The sequence below is a fragment of the Faecalibacterium sp. OM04-11BH genome, assembly GCF_003482185.1.
Classification (GTDB): Bacteria; Bacillota; Clostridia; order Oscillospirales; family Ruminococcaceae; genus Faecalibacterium; species Faecalibacterium tardum.
Window position 1 is genome coordinate 62,889 of record NZ_QULS01000003.1, and the last position, 16,626, is coordinate 79,514.

Annotated in this window: 15 protein-coding genes, 1 CRISPR repeat array and 1 other annotated feature; of the genes, 10 read left to right on the forward strand and 5 right to left on the reverse strand. The window is 58.2% G+C overall.

Features of this window, described 5'->3' with window-relative positions; translation table 11 throughout:
- Positions 1-3 precede the first annotated feature (3 nt).
- Entirely contained in the window at positions 4-1,164 is a 1,161-nt protein-coding gene (locus DXB44_RS03900; protein ID WP_055186891.1) for a phosphoglycerate dehydrogenase, read from the forward strand.
- Positions 1,165-1,707: 543 nt separating this feature from the next.
- Here the strand turns inward: DXB44_RS03900 and DXB44_RS03905 are convergent.
- From DXB44_RS03905 to DXB44_RS03915, 3 genes are read right to left on the reverse strand one after another with little or no spacing between them, the layout of a single operon-like run.
- Positions 1,708-3,150 carry a TM1812 family CRISPR-associated protein gene (locus tag DXB44_RS03905; RefSeq protein ID WP_118657807.1) on the reverse strand — a complete coding sequence of 481 codons (1,443 nt, stop codon included), beginning with the start codon at positions 3,148-3,150 and terminating at the stop codon, positions 1,708-1,710.
- Position 3,151: 1 nt separating this feature from the next.
- Positions 3,152-4,156 (reverse strand): hypothetical protein, encoded by a 1,005-nt coding sequence (locus DXB44_RS03910; protein ID WP_118657808.1) that lies wholly within the window; start codon positions 4,154-4,156, stop codon positions 3,152-3,154.
- 6 nt (positions 4,157-4,162) lie between these two features.
- On the reverse strand, positions 4,163-4,771 hold the full coding sequence (locus DXB44_RS03915; protein ID WP_118657809.1) for a TM1812 family CRISPR-associated protein: 609 nt from the start codon (positions 4,769-4,771) through the stop codon (positions 4,163-4,165).
- Between the two features lie 154 nt (positions 4,772-4,925).
- Between DXB44_RS03915 and DXB44_RS03920 the strand changes: the two genes are divergently transcribed.
- The 9 genes from DXB44_RS03920 (at position 4,926) to DXB44_RS03960 (ending at position 14,461) form a co-directional block, all read left to right on the forward strand.
- Positions 4,926-5,120, forward strand: coding sequence for a hypothetical protein (locus DXB44_RS03920; protein WP_055186895.1), 195 nt, complete (start codon positions 4,926-4,928; stop codon positions 5,118-5,120).
- 71 nt (positions 5,121-5,191) lie between these two features.
- Positions 5,192-5,560 carry a hypothetical protein gene (locus DXB44_RS03925; RefSeq protein ID WP_118657810.1) on the forward strand — a complete coding sequence of 123 codons (369 nt, stop codon included), beginning with the start codon at positions 5,192-5,194 and terminating at the stop codon, positions 5,558-5,560.
- A gap of 189 nt (positions 5,561-5,749) precedes the next feature.
- Positions 5,750-6,116: a CRISPR direct-repeat array (repeat unit 32 nt; unit sequence ATTTCAACTTATCCCCGCAAGGGGACGGAAAC).
- 496 nt (positions 6,117-6,612) lie between these two features.
- Positions 6,613-9,024, forward strand: a complete 2,412-nt coding sequence (cas10, locus tag DXB44_RS03930; RefSeq protein WP_158581869.1) for a type III-A CRISPR-associated protein Cas10/Csm1 — start codon at positions 6,613-6,615, stop codon at positions 9,022-9,024.
- Positions 9,008-9,478 carry a type III-A CRISPR-associated protein Csm2 gene (gene csm2 / locus DXB44_RS03935; protein ID WP_158581870.1) on the forward strand — a complete coding sequence of 157 codons (471 nt, stop codon included), beginning with the start codon at positions 9,008-9,010 and terminating at the stop codon, positions 9,476-9,478. Before cas10 ends, csm2 begins: the two co-directional genes overlap by 17 nt.
- A 2-nt stretch (positions 9,479-9,480) precedes the next feature.
- Positions 9,481-10,152, forward strand: a complete 672-nt coding sequence (gene csm3, locus DXB44_RS03940) for a type III-A CRISPR-associated RAMP protein Csm3 (RefSeq protein ID WP_118657813.1) — start codon at positions 9,481-9,483, stop codon at positions 10,150-10,152.
- Entirely contained in the window at positions 10,133-11,098 is a 966-nt protein-coding gene (gene csm4, locus DXB44_RS03945; RefSeq protein ID WP_158581871.1) for a type III-A CRISPR-associated RAMP protein Csm4, read from the forward strand. Before csm3 ends, csm4 begins: the two co-directional genes overlap by 20 nt.
- On the forward strand, positions 11,095-12,198 hold the full coding sequence (gene csm5 / locus DXB44_RS03950; RefSeq protein ID WP_118657815.1) for a type III-A CRISPR-associated RAMP protein Csm5: 1,104 nt from the start codon (positions 11,095-11,097) through the stop codon (positions 12,196-12,198). Before csm4 ends, csm5 begins: the two co-directional genes overlap by 4 nt.
- On the forward strand, positions 12,195-12,947 hold the full coding sequence (gene cas6 / locus DXB44_RS03955; protein ID WP_118657816.1) for a CRISPR-associated endoribonuclease Cas6: 753 nt from the start codon (positions 12,195-12,197) through the stop codon (positions 12,945-12,947). Before csm5 ends, cas6 begins: the two co-directional genes overlap by 4 nt.
- A gap of 201 nt (positions 12,948-13,148) precedes the next feature.
- Positions 13,149-13,408, forward strand: a binding site (T-box leader).
- Between the two features lie 108 nt (positions 13,409-13,516).
- On the forward strand, positions 13,517-14,461 hold the full coding sequence (locus tag DXB44_RS03960) for a bile acid:sodium symporter family protein (RefSeq protein ID WP_097778528.1): 945 nt from the start codon (positions 13,517-13,519) through the stop codon (positions 14,459-14,461).
- Between the two features lie 82 nt (positions 14,462-14,543).
- Here the strand turns inward: DXB44_RS03960 and DXB44_RS03965 are convergent, their stop codons facing one another.
- On the reverse strand, positions 14,544-16,109 hold the full coding sequence (locus DXB44_RS03965) for an MFS transporter (RefSeq protein WP_118657817.1): 1,566 nt from the start codon (positions 16,107-16,109) through the stop codon (positions 14,544-14,546).
- An 82-nt stretch (positions 16,110-16,191) separates the two neighbouring features.
- Complete coding sequence (locus DXB44_RS03970; protein ID WP_118657818.1) at positions 16,192-16,626, reverse strand: hypothetical protein; 435 nt, start codon at positions 16,624-16,626, stop codon at positions 16,192-16,194.

Below are 16,626 nucleotides of genomic sequence, written 5' to 3' on the forward strand. Positions count from 1 at the left end.
GATATGTACACCATTAAAACGCTCAACGCCATCAGCCCGGTGGGGCTGGCAAAGCTGCCCAAGAACCAGTTCGATGTCACGGTGGATGCCGACGCCCCGGACGGTATTCTGGTGCGCAGCGCCGACCTTTTGAACACCACCTTCAACGATAATCTGCTGGCCATCGCCCGCGCCGGTGCGGGTGTGAACAACATCCCGCTGGAGCGCTGCAGCGAGCAGGGCATCGTGGTGTTCAACACCCCGGGTGCCAACGCCAACGCCGTGGCGGAGCTGGTCATCGGGATGCTCATCGCAGGCAGCCGCAATGTGGCCGCCGCCGCCCAGTGGTGTCAGGGTCTGGCCGGTGACCCCGCCATGGCAAAGAGCGTGGAAAAGGGCAAAAAGCAGTTCGTGGGCAACGAGATCAAGGGCAAGACCCTTGGCGTCATCGGTCTGGGTGCCATCGGCTCCCGGGTGGCAAACTGCGCCATCGAGCTGGGCATGGAGGTCTACGGCTACGACCCCTACATCTCCATTGAAGCCGCATGGAACCTGAGCAGTCAGGTGCACCACTGCGTAAACCTGAACGATATGCTGCCCCTGTGCGACTACATCACCATCCATGTGCCCTACCTGCCCACCACCAAGGACACCATCAACACCCAGACCCTTGCCCTGTGCAAGGACGGCGTCAAGATTTTGAACTACGCCCGCGGCGAGCTGGTGAACACCGCCGCCCTGCTGGAAGCCATGGACAACGGCAAGGTGTCCGGCTACATGACCGACTTCCCCTCCGAGGCCATTCTGGGCCGTCCCGGCATCGTGTGCACCCCGCACCTTGGCGCTTCCACCCCGGAAGCCGAGGACAACTGCGCCATCATGGCGGCACAGGAACTGAGCGATTACCTGCGCAACGGCAATATTACCCACTCGGTCAACCTGCCGGAGGTGCACCAGCCCCGCGCCGGCGGCAAGCGCATCTGCATCATCCACAAGAATGAGCCGGGCATGATCAGCCAGATCACTGCCCTGACCACCGAAGCCGGCCTGAACATTGAAAACATGGTGAACAAGAGCAAAAAGAACATGGCCTACACCATGCTGGACGCCACCGGTGCTGTGGACGCCCGCCTGAGCGAGAAGCTGAGCAGCATCCCCGCCGTCATCCGGGTGCGTATCCTGTAAACCACCCAAAGCAGTACCAAAAAAACCCGCCCTGCCGGAGCACCTTCTGCCCCGCCGGGCGGGTTTTGTGCACTGCGGGCGCTTTTGCCGCCCGCCGGGCTTTCCGCTTCGCACCCCGTAATACGGCCTTTTTTCCTGAAAACGTCCTTTTCTTTTGCTGCAAAAAGAGGTATAATAGTTTTGTATTATGCGTTCTTCCCTGTTTTGCGCGTATTTTTCGCGCTTTTCCGGTGAAGTTTGCTATTACAACTTATCCCCGCAAGGGGACGGTAACTAAGCACCCATATTTCTTATTCACAAAATCATTTAAGATTACAACTTATCCCCGCAAGGGGACGGCAACCTTCGGCTTAATGTCTGTTCCGAAAAAACAGGCTGATTACAGTTTCTCCCCGTAAGGGGACGGAAACCTATCTGATACGAGATGGTAAATGACATACTCAGAATTACAACTTATCCCCGCAAGGGGACAAAAAAGCCCCTCCGCGCTGGTATGAACCAGTGCGGAGGGGCTTTGCTTTTCAGGATTCTTCTGTTTTAGGGTCAGCGGGCGGGCGTTCCGGCGGGGATGGCCGCGTCAACGGGAATTTCCTCGATGTCCTGCGGGACGTTCCGCTTCAAGGGGCGGATCTCATTCAGATAGGCGGTGATCTTTTGCAGGGTCTCTTTAATGCTCTCGGTATCCAGCGGCAAAACGTGCTTGCTCTGCAAGCCCAGGTCGTTGGCGCTGGCGTGATTGATCTGGTTGCGGTACTGCATCACACACTGGTAGTGCAGGGCAGCCTGCTCCAGCTGCGGGCGGATGGCAGGGTCGATGACCAGCTGGTCAGAGGCAAGTACCCTATTCAGATATTTGTGCATTTCTTCATCGTTTGCTACGCCGAACAGCATATTGCCGCCCGCATCATCTTTACTTTTGGTCAGGCACAAATTAGTTGTACAAACTTCTTTCCAGCGCCCTTTCTGTAACAATGCCAACCGGCAGAAATGGAAATGGAACAGCGGGTACACCCACGGCTTGCCCTTGTTCTGCTTCTGATCTGCCAGATAGTCCCAGCCTTTGGAGGTGGGCTGCACAAAGAGATGCTGGCAGACATATTCCGGCATCTGCTCGCACAGCAGGGTCAGCGCCTGCTGGTACATCCCGTGGTCGGCGCACCAGCTCACCAGTGCAGGCAACGCCTTTTCGCCGGAGGAAAGCAGCTCTGCAAACTCGGTGCTGAAACGGTCTTTCAGCATCCGGAAGAACAGGTCGGTCAGGTTCTGGCTCTTCTCGGGCGTTTCTTTCAGTGCCTGATCGATCTGGTTCAGATCGTCGTTCAATTTCTGCACCCGACACAGCGCCAGATCTTCCGAGAACTGGTTGATGCGGGTCAGCAGCGTGTGCAGCACCGGGTCTTTTTCGCCCTCGCTCCACAGATAGCTCTTCAGCTTTTGCGCGGTGCCGGTGGAGAAGAACGCGTCCATGGCGGTAACAAAGTCGAACAGATCATACAGCTGGGTGCGGTCGTGCGCGACAGGCTCTTCCCCGCGCAGCTCTGCATAGATCACCCGGCGGGTCTGCACACCGCGCAGGTCCCGCATGCAGCGGGCAGCGGTCACCAGCAGCATGGCAGTGTCCCGCATACCGCCGGAAAGGTCGATGGAAAGGGTGTCCCCTTCGTTGATCTTTTCCAGCAGCTGCGAGATGGCCTGAAACTGCTTTTTTTCGTCATCCATGCTGTCCGGCACTTCGATCACCACCAGCCGCTCTGCCGGGATGCCCACCCTGCGCAACGCATCGCGGAAATATTCCAGCGTGGTGCAGGTGCTGCCGTCCGGCATTTCCACCACAGCTTTTTTGCGCACCGTCTCGCTGCACAGTGCCAGAATGCAGTCCGGGGTCTCCTTTTCCTTTATCAGGTACCGCACCGCGCCCTCGTTGGTCTGGGTCGTGTACTTCGGGTTTTTCGGGCTCATATATAAAAGTAAAACATCGCGTCCCATCTTATATGTCCTCCTGTTCCGTTTTCATCTGCACCAGTTTTTGCTGCCATGTTTTGCGCCGCTGCGACACCGCCGCCCGGCTCACACCAAGAAATTCTGCCACGGTCTTATCCTGCGCCGGGTTGCGCTCCGGGTCCAGCAGAGCGTGGAGCGCGGCGCATTCCAGCGCTTTGGGTGCATAGGGCGGCTGAACGGTAAACGCCACATACTTATGCAGCAGCAGGATGTCCCACAGACAGTTGTCCTGTTCCAGCGGACGCAGATCATCGCAGTTTGCCAGCCGCGCGGGGGTATCCTCTGCCGGGGGCAGCACGTCCCTGTTGCGCAAAAAGCCCAGCAGTACGCTGCTCCACAGCGGGCCGGCAGTCTTGCCGTACTGCTCCTTCTGCTGCAAGCTCATCAGCCCAATGCCGCGGTGCAGCCATGCCAGCAGCTCACCGGTCTGCTCGGCCTGCTCCTCCACGCTTTGCGCAGGGGCGGCGACCCGCGTTTCCAGTGCCGTCTCCTCGCCGTCGGTGCCGTCCAAGCTGAGGATCGACTGCTTGTTGCGCAGCGCCTCCCGCAGGGTCTTGACCCCGACCCCAGCAATATCGGCCACCAGCTGCTCTTTTTCCGGGTCGTGGCAGAGCTTTTCCTCGGTGATCTGGTTCTTCGCCATATAAGCCAAGGCATTTTTGATCTTGCGGTTGGTCTCCCGGCCAAAGCCGGTCACCGCCATTTGTTCCTGCTGCGCGTCATGGGCGTTCTGGTGCTTCAGGGCGCTGCGCAGATAGGCGCTGAAGGTCTGCCCGGGCTTCGGCACCCAGAAGTCGAACGCCTTCAGGAAGATGCGGCAAAAGTCCCCGCCGTCCACCGGCTGCCCAAGGGTCAGCGCAGCGGCAAAGCAATCTCCCCAGAGGGTGCGGAACTGTTCATCCCCCGCCTCGTGCAGCGCTTTGCGCTGCTCCGGCGGCAGCTGCAGCAGGGGCGAAGCATCGATCTTATCCCATACTTTATCATTCTTCATGGCAGTTCAGTCCTCCCGGTGCTGGCTCATCCAGATCAGCTGACGGAACACCTCTTCTGCGGTCTTGCTGTCCCGCATGGTGCCCACCAGCCCGGCCAGCTGGTACAGTGCCGACATTTCGTAAAGCCGCGCACCCACCACCTTTCCGTTCTCCCGCTTGACCTCGCCATAATAGACGCCGCCCACCTCCAGCTCGGTGTGGGTGGCTTCGGCGCAGCTAAGCGCGGTCAGCGTGACCACCGGGATGCTCTTGGATCCGTAGGTGATGCAGGCATACACCCGGGTGACCTGCGGCAGGGCATCCACCAGATCCCGGCACAGGCCGATCAGCGTTTCCGGGCGCTGATCCTCAGGCAGGTGCACCAGTTCCACCTGCGCTTCTGCAATGCCCAGCTGCGCCAGCTCTTCCAGCAGGCGCTGATAGTTGCGGGCAGTATCGGCGTTTTCCTGCCGGATAGCCAGCAGCCGCACCGTGTCCCCGGGTTCAAGGGTATCCCGCATTACCTGCACGATGGGAAAGCAGGTGGCCGTGGGGGCCTCTGCCCGCTCCCGCTGGTACAGCATGGGGTCCAGCTTTCCCTGCAAAGGCACGGTGGTGATATAAGTCTTTAGCACAGGGCAACACTCCTTTTTATAAGATTTATTATCTGCATCATACCATAAAAAGGCCGCTGCTACAATGGTTTAAAAAATTTATGCAGATTTATTTTTTTCCGCCTTAACTGCACCCTTGCCATGGGCTTTTGGTAGGTGAAAGGAGGTGAAAAACATGTTCGAGCTGATCTCTACTCTGGGCTGCGCCGCAGCCGGCGCCGTCGCAGGCGCCGTGAAGGGCGCCACCATCGGCATCGCCGTGGGCGGCCCTGTCGGCGCCATTGCCGGCACCATCCCCTGCGCCATCGTTGGCGGCGTTACCGGCGCTCTGGCCGGCAACAACGTTGGCCACCGCATCGACGAGCGGTGAGCCCCGCGCCAGCGCTCCCGTCCGTTTTGTGCGGACGGGAGCCTTTTTTAAAGAACCGGGAGGTACACGCTATGTTCATCAACTTTTCCAACCACCCCTACGCCCTGTGGAGCGCCGAGCAGCAGGCGGCTGCACAGCGCTACGGCACGGTGGTCGATCTTGCGTTTCCCGCCATCGACCCCGCCGCTGACGAGGCCGCGCTGGACTCCCTTGCCACGGTATACGCCGACCACATCCTGCACCTTAACCCGGACGCCGTGCTCTGTCAGGGCGAGTGCACCTTTGTGTACCGGGTAGTCCAGCGGCTGGAAGCCGCGGGCATCCCCACGCTGGCCGCCTGCTCCCGCCGCAAGAGCCAGGAGACCACCTGCCCGGACGGCAGCACCCTAAAGCGCAGCATCTTCGCCTTTGCAGGCTTCCGCCGCTATGGCTCGCCCTGAGCTTCCCGGTGCAGCTGTCCCCATTCAGCCGCCTGTTTCTCCATTTCGGTGAGCGGCTCGCACCCGCTTTTCCAGCCTCCTGCCAAAATGCTCTTTTATTTTTCGTATGGTTGTGGTATATTGGTCTTGAAATTGTGAAAGCTGCCCTGAAATCAAGTATTTTTCTCTTTTTCTTAGAACAGCTTTGCTATTTCAACTTATCCCCGCAAGGGGACGGAAACTCGAAAGTAGCCATGAATCCATTAGGATGGACAAATTTCAACTTATCCCCGCAAGGGGACGGAAACTCTTTAACTTCGTCTTCGCTATAAGTCTTATTGAAATTTCAACTTATCCCCGCAAGGGGACGGAAACATCCGCAGTTACCGATACCCACAACAGAGATGTTTAGATTTCAACTTATCCCCGCAAGGGGACGGAAACCCTTTGATCAGAGGCATGACTCTGATATCATCACCATTTCAACTTATCCCCGCAAGGGGACGGAAACTTTTCAGTCTCTGCGCGGAGACGCTTTTCTTCGGATTTCAACTTATCCCCGCAAAACCCTCTCAGGCGCTGCGCGCCAGCTCTCCCGAAGGGAGAGCTTTTCCAGCTGCCACTTACCTTGTACTAAGCTCCCCCTTTCGGGGGAGCTGGCACGGCGTAAGCCGTGACTGAGAGGGTTCTCCCCGCAAGGGGACGGAAACAAGAAATTATAATCACCAAACTTGCCCTCACCGTATTTCAACTTATCCCCGCAAGGGGACGGAAACGATCATGAACCATCTTGGTGAACCGGTCAAGACCAATTTCAACTTATCCCCGCAAGGGGGCAAAAAACTCCGCACCAAAAATGGTGCGGAGTTTTTCTTTTGCGTGCCTTAACTTTTCGGTTTTCGTGGGCTTTTTCTCTATGAACAGAGCTGCTGCGGCATTTTCTCTGCCATGGCTTTTGTATTGCGACAAAATGTGCTATAATAGAGCCAAATTAAAGCATCTCTCACAAAATATACAATTATACTCTTCGTTTGTTGTGCAACTCTTCCACAATTTGTAAAGGAGATGGTATTTTGAACGTTCTCACCCTGCAGTCCACCTATGGCGGGCTGCTGCACGACACCGGCAAAGCGGTGTACCGTGCCGGTGGGCAGCGCGGCAGCCACAGTGAACAGGGCTGCCAGTTTTTGCGCGGTGTTTTGTCCGGCGCAGACTGGGCCCCGGTTCTGGACTGCGTGCGTTACCACCACGCCGCCGCGCTGCGCGGTGCTGCAAAGGCGCTGCCGGCCGATTCTCCGGCGTATCTGGTCTATCTGGCCAACCTGCTTTCCGGCGCGGCTGACCGCCGGGAGACCGAAGGCGAAAGCGATGCCTACCGGCGGGAGCTTCCGCTGGATGCGGTGTTCACCCACCTGAACGGTTCCCACCCCGGCTGGGCGATGCCCGCGCAGCCGCAGGACGGCAGCCTGAAATTGCCGCAGAAGTCCCAGCCGCTTTCCGCTGCCGTCTATGTTGAGGCCGTGCGCACGCTGGAGGAGCAGCTGCCGCAGTTGCAGCCCCAGCCGGAACAGCTCGGCAAGCTGCTGGGGCTGCTGGAAACGCAGCTTGGCTGTTTCCCGTCCAGCATCTATCCCGGGGATGGCGCGGATATTTCTCTGTTCGACCACGCCAAGACCACCGCAGCCATTGCGGCGTGCCTTAGCGAATATGTGCAGGCGAACCACATCACCGACCTGCGTAAAACGCTTTTTGAGCAAAAGAACGATTTTTGCCGGAAGGGCGTTTTTCTGCTTTACACCGCAGATTTTTCTCGCATCCAGAAGTTCCTTTATACCGTCCGCACCGAAAACGCCCTGCGCTCCCTGCGCAGCCGGTCGTTCTTTCTGGAGCTGTTCATGGAGCACTATCTGGACGAACTTCTGGCCGGGTGCGGCGTGTCCCGCGCCAACCTGATTTACAGCGGCGGCGGGCACTGCTATGTGCTGCTGCCCAACACCGCCGCCGTAACCGATACCCTGACCCGCTGGAACCGGCAGTTCAACCGCTGGCTGCAACAGCAGTTCGGCACCCAGCTGTTTCTGGCAAACGCATGGACGCCCTGCTCCGGCAACGACCTGACCAACACCCCCGCCCAGAGCAGCCCCTATAAGGAGCTGTTCCGCCGGGTGAACCGGCTGCTGGAGCAGCACAAATTCCATCGCTACACCGCCGAAGATCTGCGGCTGCTGAACGATGCCGCCGCATTTCCGGGTGGCCGGGAATGCAAGGTGTGCGGCACCAGCGCCGCCCTTGCGGACGAACTTTGCCCGTGGTGCAGGCTGTTTGTGAAGTTTTCTGACAAAATTCAGCACAGGAGCGTTCTGGTGGTAAGCCGTCAGCCCTCGGCAGCCGATGACTGCACGCTGCCCACGCTGGACGGCGGCAGCGTCTACCTGACCACGACCGACCGGGCTTCGGCGCAAAAGCGCCTTGCTTCCGGCGAGCCGGTCCTGCGGATGTACACCAAAAACACCCCGTACAGCCCCCTTCCCTCCACCACCAACCTGTATGTGGGCGATTACGCCGCCAAAAACAGCATGGATGAACTGGCCGAGCAGGCTGCGGGCGTGCGCCGCATTGCGGTCTGCCGCATGGATGTGGACAATCTCGGCCACGCGTTCATCTCCGGTTTTGAGCAGGAGAACGAAAAAGACCCAGTGCGGCGGATGCGCTATGTCAACCTGTCCCGCACCTCGGCATTCTCCCGGCAGATGTCCCTGTTTTTCAAGGGTTATATCAATGGCATTCTGGACGGCTTGCAGGTGAGCATCGTCTATGCCGGCGGCGATGACGTATTCCTTGTGGGCGCATGGAACGATGTTCTGGAAGCCGCGCAGCGCATCCAGCGCAATCTGACCGCCTTTTCCTGCGGGGCGCTGACCCTCAGCGCAGGCATCGGCATCTTCGACCCCCACTACCCCATCCGGCTTTCTGCCGAGGAAACCGCCGCACTGGAGGAAGCCGCCAAGCATCTGCCCGGTAAAAATGCCGTGGCGCTGTTTACGCCGGAGCGCAAAGCCGTCCGGGATGCAAAGGGCAATCTGCTGGTGCAGCCGGAGCAGGGGCATACCTATGCGTGGGACACCTTCCGCACAAAGGTGCTGGAAGAAAAGGTTGGCTGCTTGCAGCGCTTCTTCCAAGCCTATGACCGCAGCTGCGCAGACAAAGGCGAGACCCCGCGCGGAAATTCCATGCTCTACAATTTGCTGGCACTGCTGCGGGAAGCGGAGAACGACCGCATCAACCTTGCGCGGTATGCCTATCTGCTGGCGCGGCTCTCCCCCAAAAAGAACGCGCCGGACTATCCGCTCTACGAACAATTTTCTCACAGCATGATGGACGACTGGGCCTTTGATGCCGTGCAGCGTCACCAGCTCATCACCGCGATCTACATTTATGTGTATCAGAACAGAAAGGGTGGCGACACAGATGGCAGAACAGAATAACAACAGCCGCGGCGGCAAAGACCCGCAGAAGGCGCTCCCGCCGGAGACCATACCGAGAAAGGTGCCGGAGAATTATGTGGACGAGGCCGAGCGCATTATGCGCGCCCTGATAAGCAGCGGCACGACCGTGACCACCAGCAAGATCCGCAACTTGCTAAGCCTTGTGACCGATATCTATAATGACGAAAGCATCCGCACCGAGGACAAGCTGAAACCGGACAGTGTGGTCAAGCTCAACCTGATGCGGGTGCGCGTAGCCTACGAGTATGGCCGCGACAACGGAGAAAGTGTCGGTAAAGATAAAGTTTATCCCATGAGAGAGTTTATTACACAAGCGCATCTGCGGGAATACCTCAAGGGCATTTCCACCGACCGTGCGGATCTGATCCGTTTTGCACACTACATGGAAGCGCTGGTCGCTTTCCACCGCTACCTTGGCGGCAAGGAGAATTGATTATGTATGGAAAAATTCTGATCCGGTGCGATCTGATCGTGCGCACCGGTATGCACATCGGCGGTTCCTCTGCGTTTTCTGCCATCGGTGCTGTGGACAGCCCGGTGGTGCGCGACCCCTATACCGGTCTGCCCATCGTGCCCGGAAGCAGCCTGAAGGGCAAGCTGCGCACCCTGCTGGCCCGCAGCCTCTGTCAGGATATTGAGAATATGCCCGATCTCAGTGCGGACGACGCACGCATTCTGCGCCTGTTCGGCTCCGCCGAGCCGGTGCGCCGCTCCCGCCTGCAATTTGCAGACGCCTTTCTGACCAATGCAGAGGCACTTTCCAGCAAGGGCGTGCGCGTGACCGAGGTCAAGACTGAAAACACGATTTCCCGTGCAAACGCGCAGGCAACCCCCCGCCAGATCGAGCGCGTGATCGCCGGTGCAGTGTTTGGCGTCAGCATTGTTTACGATGTAACCGACCCGGCACAGGTGGAGGAAGATCTTGCCCTGCTGGCCAAGGGCATGAAGCTGCTGCAATGGGATTATCTGGGCGGTCACGGCTCCCGCGGCAGCGGCCGCGTCAGCCTGAAAAACTTTACGCTGAAAAACTACGGCGCACCGGTGGAACTTGACAGCCTGAACGCCCTCTTTGATGAGGTGGACAGCTATGAACTATTTTCTGTTTAAGCTTCAGTTCGACACCGCTGTGCATTTCGGCGGTTCGGACTCCGCATTGTCGCTCTACACCTCCGAGGAGACACTGCGGGCAGATACCCTGTTTTCTGCCCTCTGCCACGAGACCCTCGTCCAGCAGGGGGAAGCCGCGCTGGAGCGGCTATGCGAAAGTGTCCGGCAGGGCAAACTCCTGTTCAGCGATACGATGCCGTGGTACGACAAAACGTTCTATCTGCCCAAACCCATCGCTGCATCGGAATCCACCGAGGAGGTGGAGACCACCCTGCGCAAAAAAGTCAAAAAGATGGCGTGGATCCCTGTGCTGGCCTTTGACCGCTATGCCAAAAGCCTGCACGCAGGGCATTTTACGCCCGATGACCAGCCGGAAAGCTTCGGCACGCATTACGAGCAGACCAAGGCAAAGATCCCCGCGCAGGGAGACACCGAGCCCTATCAGGTAGGGCTGTTCCGCTTTGCACCGGACTGCGGGCTGTATTTCATCTGCGGCGTCTCGGAAAGCGGACAGGACAAAAAGCTGCACGCCCTGCTGGAAGGGCTGGGCATCACCGGGATCGGCGGCAGGGTCAGCACCGGTTACGGCAAATTCCATGTGGTGCAAAAGCTCTGCCTGAATACGCCCCCTGACGCGCAGGCCAAGTGGCTGCGCCGTGCACTTGCTGCCAACCGTGCGCCCTATCTGCTGCTGACCACCAGCCTGCCGCAGGCGAACGAGTTGGACAGCGCTTTAAAAGACGCCTCCTTCCAGTTGGTGCGCCGCAGCGGCTTTATGGCCTCGGACCGCGTGGAAACGCCGCTGAAGAAAAAAACGCAGTATGCCCTTGCCGCCGGCTCTGTGCTGCAGCACTCCTATCAGGGGGCGCTGTACGATGTCAGCCTGACCGATGCGCACCCGGCATACCGTTATTCCAAACCGATCCTGATGGGGGTGACCTTATGACGAAACAGCAGGATCATCTGCAAATATTCGACCTGACCCTGACCGTGCGGTCGCCCCTGTTCATCGGTGACGGCCGCATGTACACGAAAGCAGAGTACCTGTATTGCACCCGCAACGGAAGAGCCTCCTTGCTGGACGAACAGAAATTTTTCACCTTTCTGACAGATCGCGGGCTGATCGACCGGTACATCCAGTTCATGCTCTGCAATCAGTCCAATCTCCGGGATTTTCTGACCGAGGACTGCGGCGTTTCTGATACGGATCTGAACGCGCTGACCCGCTATACGATCGAGGCGGGAGATGCCGTTACAAATCCGCCGAAAAATCTCTACACCTTCCAGCGGGATGCCCATGACAGGGCGTACATTCCCGGCAGCAGCCTTAAGGGTGCACTGCGCACCGTATGGCTCTTGCAGGCCGTTCGGGCCGACCAGAGCACCGGGCACAGCCTTGCGTCAGACGATAACGCCGCATTCCCGGAGGAAAAATACATCAATCAGCTGCATCTGCGCCTTCAGGAGGACGGCAGCATCGCTTCCGATGCGGTCAACAGCCTGTTCCGGGGTGTTCAGGTCTCCGACAGTAAGCCCATCCCGAATGAGCGGATGGCTCTTTGCGGAAAATTCGATGTACTTCCGGACGGTTCCTTTCCAAAGAACAGCAAGAAAGGCCTTCCCCTGTTCCGGGAATGCGCGATCCCCGGCGCTAAGGTTCGTTTTAAGCTGACGCTGGATCAATCGGTGCTGAAGGGGCGTATTACCAAAGAGTCCCTTATGGATGCCATCCAGCAGTTTGATACTTATTACGAGCAGACATACAGCAGGCACTTCACCGCGCCAAGCGGTGCCGTCAACCTGCCGCAGCAGCCACACCTGATCCTTGGCGGCGGCTCCGGCTTTTTTGCCAAGTCGCTGGCGTATCCCTATCTGGGCGAAGAAAAGGGGCTGCGCTGGACGGCAGAACAGATGACGCAAATGTTCTCCAACCACAAGCATCAGGATGACGTGAAGCCGTATGGCATCTCCCCGCACACCATGAAATACGCCCGCTTTCGCGGCCAGTTCTATCCCTATGGGTATTGCGAGGTGAGTATCCTATGATCCAGCAGCTTCAGCTTGTTTTAGCGCCACCCACAGGGGTACGCGTCCCGCAGGCATGGGCCTACCGCCTGTATGGCTGGCTGATGGCACAGCTTCCGGCAGACGTTGGCGATGCCCTGCATCTGCAAGGGGAGCACCCCATTGCGCATTTCCTGCATTTTTCGCCGGAAAAGCAGGCGCTGATCTGGACGGTCAACCTGCTGAACGAAACCGTCCGGCAGAGCGTCTCTCCCCTTCTGACGTCCGTAAAGGAGATTTCTCTGCACGAACTGACCCTGCCGGTCACAGAAGTCCGTGTTTCCCCGGCAGTCTCCGCCGCCGAGCTGATCCGCTTTGGTCGTTCCTTCGATGAAAACCGCGCAAAGCTTGTTTTTCTGTCGCCCTGCGCCTTCAAGCAGTCCGGCCGCTATGCTATTTTTCCGCAGGAAACGCTGCTTTTGCAAAGCCTGACCGCGCATTGGAACGCCGCTTTCCCGGAATACGCTCTTACGGATGATGATGCGCTGCTGGCCTTGCAGCAGGGGCTGCATATCGTGGACTACAACCTGCGCACCACACGTTATCCGCTGAAGGAAACGCGCATTCCGTCCTTTCAGGGCAGCGTAACGGTCGAAGCGCATCTTGCGCCGCCGCTTCTGGAGCTTTGGAACGCGTTGCTTTCTTTCGCGCCCTACGGCGGGGTCGGCATCAAAACGACCCTCGGTATGGGCGGCACAGTCTGCTCCATCGGGCGCACCGGTGCGCCATAAAAGCACAGTTTACCGCAAACAAAAAAGGTGAAGTGGCCAGCGGTCACTTTACTTTTTTATAAAGGATCCACGCCCGGCAAAAGCTGGCCGGACAGGCCTTGCCTGAACTGCTTTCACTCATGATATGAACCAGATGAAAAAACAGACGGGTCATATCCCTTGACTTCAGTCCCCCATGGGAGTATACTCCGGGCAGTGAAATATTCGGCTATGACGAGAAAGAGTACCCGGAAAGAATGTTACAGAGAGCTGCCGGTTGGTGTAAGGCAGTGCAGGGCATCCGTGGGAAGATCCTCTCCGAGCTTTCCGGCTGAATGGGCGGTGTCTACGCCCCAGTAAGCGGGAACGGCAGGCCCCCGTTATCACGGGCCGCGCATTGTTGGATGCGCACTGAGGGGCCGGGCTTTGCACCGGCAATAAGAGTGGTACCGCAGAGGAGTTTATACGCCTTTGTCTCTTACGAACCGTAAGGGGCAAAGGCGTTTTTATTTGCGGGAAAGCCATTTCCCGGATGTTTCATTGCCTTTACATCCGCAAAAATAAGTGTTCAGGAAAAAGGAGAGTTTATCATGAAAACATTGGAAAAAGTAAGCGACTTTGTGGGCAAGTATATGGCCGCCATCGTCATTGTGGTGGCGGCACTGGCGCTGCTGTTCCCCGGCACCTTCAGCGTGGTAAAGACCGCATGGGTCAACACCTTGCTGGGCATCGTCATGTTCGGCATGGGTCTTACCCTGAAGCCGGAGGACTTCAAGGTGGTGTTCAGCCGCCCGAAAGACGTGATCATTGGCTGCATTGCGCAGTTCACCCTGATGCCCTTCCTTGCATGGGCGCTGACGCAGCTGTTCCACCTGCCCACCGAGCTGGCTATCGGTGTCATCCTTGTGGGTACCTGCCCCGGCGGCACCTCCTCTAACGTGATGACCTATCTGTCCAAGGGTGACGTTGCACTGTCCGTCGGTATGACTGCCGTTTCCACCGTGCTGGCACCCTTCCTGACTCCCCTGCTGACCCTGCTGTATGCCGGTCAGCGCGTGGATGTGAACCCTGTAAATATGTTCCTGTCCATCGTCAAAGTAGTGCTGGTGCCCATCGCACTGGGCTTTGTGGTCAACCACTTCTTCCACGCCTTCACTCAGAATGCTGTCCGCGTGCTGCCGCTGGTCTCCACCACCGCCATCGTGCTCATCATCTGCGCCGTTGTTTCTGCAAACTCCGCCAAGATCATGACCAGCGGCCTGCTGATCCTTGCCGTGGTCATCCTGCACAACCTGCTGGGCTACCTCACCGGTTTTGGCGTGGGCAAGCTGCTGAAGCTGGATACCACCAAGTGCCGCGCGATCTCCATCGAGGTCGGCATGCAGAACTCCGGTCTGGCCACCTCGCTGGCCGCTGCTCACTTTGCACAGTATCCGCTGGCAACTATCCCCGGCGCTGTGTTCTCGGTGTGGCATAACATTTCCGGTGCTGTCCTTGCCAACTTCTTTGCCCGCACCGCAGAGAAGAAGGACTGATCTTATACAATCAATAAGGGGCTGCTGCACAAGGTTTCTTCCCTGTACAGCAGCCCCTGTTTTGTTTATTGCAGGCAGCGTCTCAGCTCCGGTATTCCGCCGGCAGCTGCTCCATGGTCTGCCACTTGTCCATGGCTTCTTCCAACTTCATGCCCTTGGCCACTGCATCGCGGCGGCAGGCGTTGACAGCCTGTATTTCCTTCATCTTGGCACCGGTCAGGGTGTAGCCCTTCATGGCGATGAGGGTAGCTGCCCAAGCCACCATGGGGATGATGCAGAACAGCACGATGACCACCCAGTTCATGCCCGGAGTGTAGGGGTCATACTGAGTGGGCAGGCTCTGCAGGCCCACAAAGCTGACAGCAATACCCACAACGGTAGCGGAAAGGCTGGACACCAGCTTGTCCACCAAACTGAACAGGGTGCCCATGATGCCGGGGATGTAGTTGCCGCTGCGGTAGGTCTCGTAGTCGGAGCAGTCGGCAACCATGGGGATGGGCATATCGGCGGTTGCGTAGTAAGCGCCGTAGCCGATGCCAAAGAAGGCGATGAACAGGATGGTGTACAGGTTCAGGGACAGGCCGTTCTCCCCCAGAATGGACAGGGTGAAGGCATCGCCGCGGCCCCAGAGCAGCAGCAGTACCAGCACGCCCACATAGCACACCAGCGCCACGGTGACGTACTTCATCAGGCTGGCCTTCTGGCCCTCTTTCTGGCTGGTGCGGACGGTCAGCAGGAAGAAGGGCACGCTGCACACATAGCCCAGCACCATCATGGGCAGGTACAGACCATCATAGTTGCCCATCATGCAGCCGTACAGCATGCACAGCACGGTGGTGTTGGTGGCGATGGAAAGTGCCAGCTTGCAGCCAGCACCGGCCACCATCAGCCGCTGCATGGGGTTATTGTTTTTGATGATCTGGAGGTACTCGCGCAGCTTGACCTTCTCGCTGACCTCGCCGCCGATGCCGAAGTACTTGGGCTGATCCTTCTCCCAGATGCCGATAACGGCCAGCAGGGTGAGCAGAATGGAGATGACGATGCCCACCGGCGCCAGCGTGCGGAAGAACCCGGCAGAGGCGTAGCCGCCCTCATAGTTCTTGGCAAGGATGGGAGCAAAGAACTGCATAGCGCCCATGCCCAGCAGACTGCCCACGGTGTTGAAGATGGTAAACAGCGGACGCTGCTTCGGATCATTGGTCAAAACGGTCTGGCCGGAGCGGGTGCAGCTGGTCTGGAAGGTGTAGCCGATGACCCACACGGCGTACAGCCCCACAAAGGCAGCGTAGCGCAGCCCCATGGCACTGGCGGGGATGAGCGGGGTAAGGCAGTACAGCACCAGAATGCTGACTGCCATGATGAGGTTGCCGATGACCATAAAAGGCCGGAACTTGCCGAATTTGCCGTTGGTGCGGTCCATGAGGGCACCGATGATGGGGTCGGTGATGGCGTCAAACAGACGCATACCGGTGACCATCACCGAAGCAAACAGCATGCTCAGCGCCAGCACCTTGCTGCCGAAGGTGGCGATGTAGGAAAGCACCAGCACATAGTACACATTCGTTGCGCCGTTGTTCAGCGGAAACAGCACCAGCTGGTAGGTTTTGGCGCGGTTCACACTCGACGCCGTTGTTTTTTGTTCGCCCATTGCGGTCTCTCCTTTTGTCTTTGATAAAAAAGCGGCAGCCTGCCCCGCCTTCGGGGCAGGCTGCCGCATTCTTTTATAGGGATCAGCCTTCCTTACGGTTCTTCAGGAAAGCACCCACGATCAATGCCAGAATCGCCGCCACAAAGCAGACAATGCAGGCAATCGAGACATAGAACACGCGCCAGCCGATCATATTCTGGGAGTTCCAGGAGAACAGACCGGAGATCAGCAGGATGCGGCTGCTGATGATCTCGCCGATGTTCAGGGTCAACAGTGCGATAGCGCACATGACAGCCAGCAGGCTGACAACGTCCTTCTTGCGGTTTGCCGCTGCAATCGAAGCGCACACCAGCACCATAGCCAGCACGGCAAATGCAACCAGCTTGCCAAAGGAGTTCAGCGGGTTTGCAGTGTCCATCGTGTGGCATACGCTCATCACGATCGTGCCTGCGATGCCCAGGATCACTGCCACTGCGTCAGCATAAAACGCAGGGCCTTGTTTTTTGATAGCAGACAT

Coding starts and splice junctions, on each gene's coding strand:
- DXB44_RS03900 (WP_055186891.1), top strand. CDS start 4: ATGTACACCATTAAAACGCTCAACGCCATCAGCCCGGTGGGGCTGGCA.
- DXB44_RS03905 (WP_118657807.1), bottom strand. CDS start 3,150: ATGGGACGCGATGTTTTACTTTTATATATGAGCCCGAAAAACCCGAAG.
- DXB44_RS03910 (WP_118657808.1), bottom strand. CDS start 4,156: ATGAAGAATGATAAAGTATGGGATAAGATCGATGCTTCGCCCCTGCTG.
- DXB44_RS03920 (WP_055186895.1), top strand. CDS start 4,926: ATGTTCGAGCTGATCTCTACTCTGGGCTGCGCCGCAGCCGGCGCCGTC.
- DXB44_RS03925 (WP_118657810.1), top strand. CDS start 5,192: ATGTTCATCAACTTTTCCAACCACCCCTACGCCCTGTGGAGCGCCGAG.
- csm2 (WP_158581870.1), top strand. CDS start 9,008: ATGGCAGAACAGAATAACAACAGCCGCGGCGGCAAAGACCCGCAGAAG.
- csm3 (WP_118657813.1), top strand. CDS start 9,481: ATGTATGGAAAAATTCTGATCCGGTGCGATCTGATCGTGCGCACCGGT.
- csm4 (WP_158581871.1), top strand. CDS start 10,133: ATGAACTATTTTCTGTTTAAGCTTCAGTTCGACACCGCTGTGCATTTC.
- csm5 (WP_118657815.1), top strand. CDS start 11,095: ATGACGAAACAGCAGGATCATCTGCAAATATTCGACCTGACCCTGACC.
- cas6 (WP_118657816.1), top strand. CDS start 12,195: ATGATCCAGCAGCTTCAGCTTGTTTTAGCGCCACCCACAGGGGTACGC.
- DXB44_RS03960 (WP_097778528.1), top strand. CDS start 13,517: ATGAAAACATTGGAAAAAGTAAGCGACTTTGTGGGCAAGTATATGGCC.
- DXB44_RS03965 (WP_118657817.1), bottom strand. CDS start 16,109: ATGGGCGAACAAAAAACAACGGCGTCGAGTGTGAACCGCGCCAAAACC.
- DXB44_RS03970 (WP_118657818.1), bottom strand. CDS start 16,626: ATGTCTGCTATCAAAAAACAAGGCCCTGCGTTTTATGCTGACGCAGTG.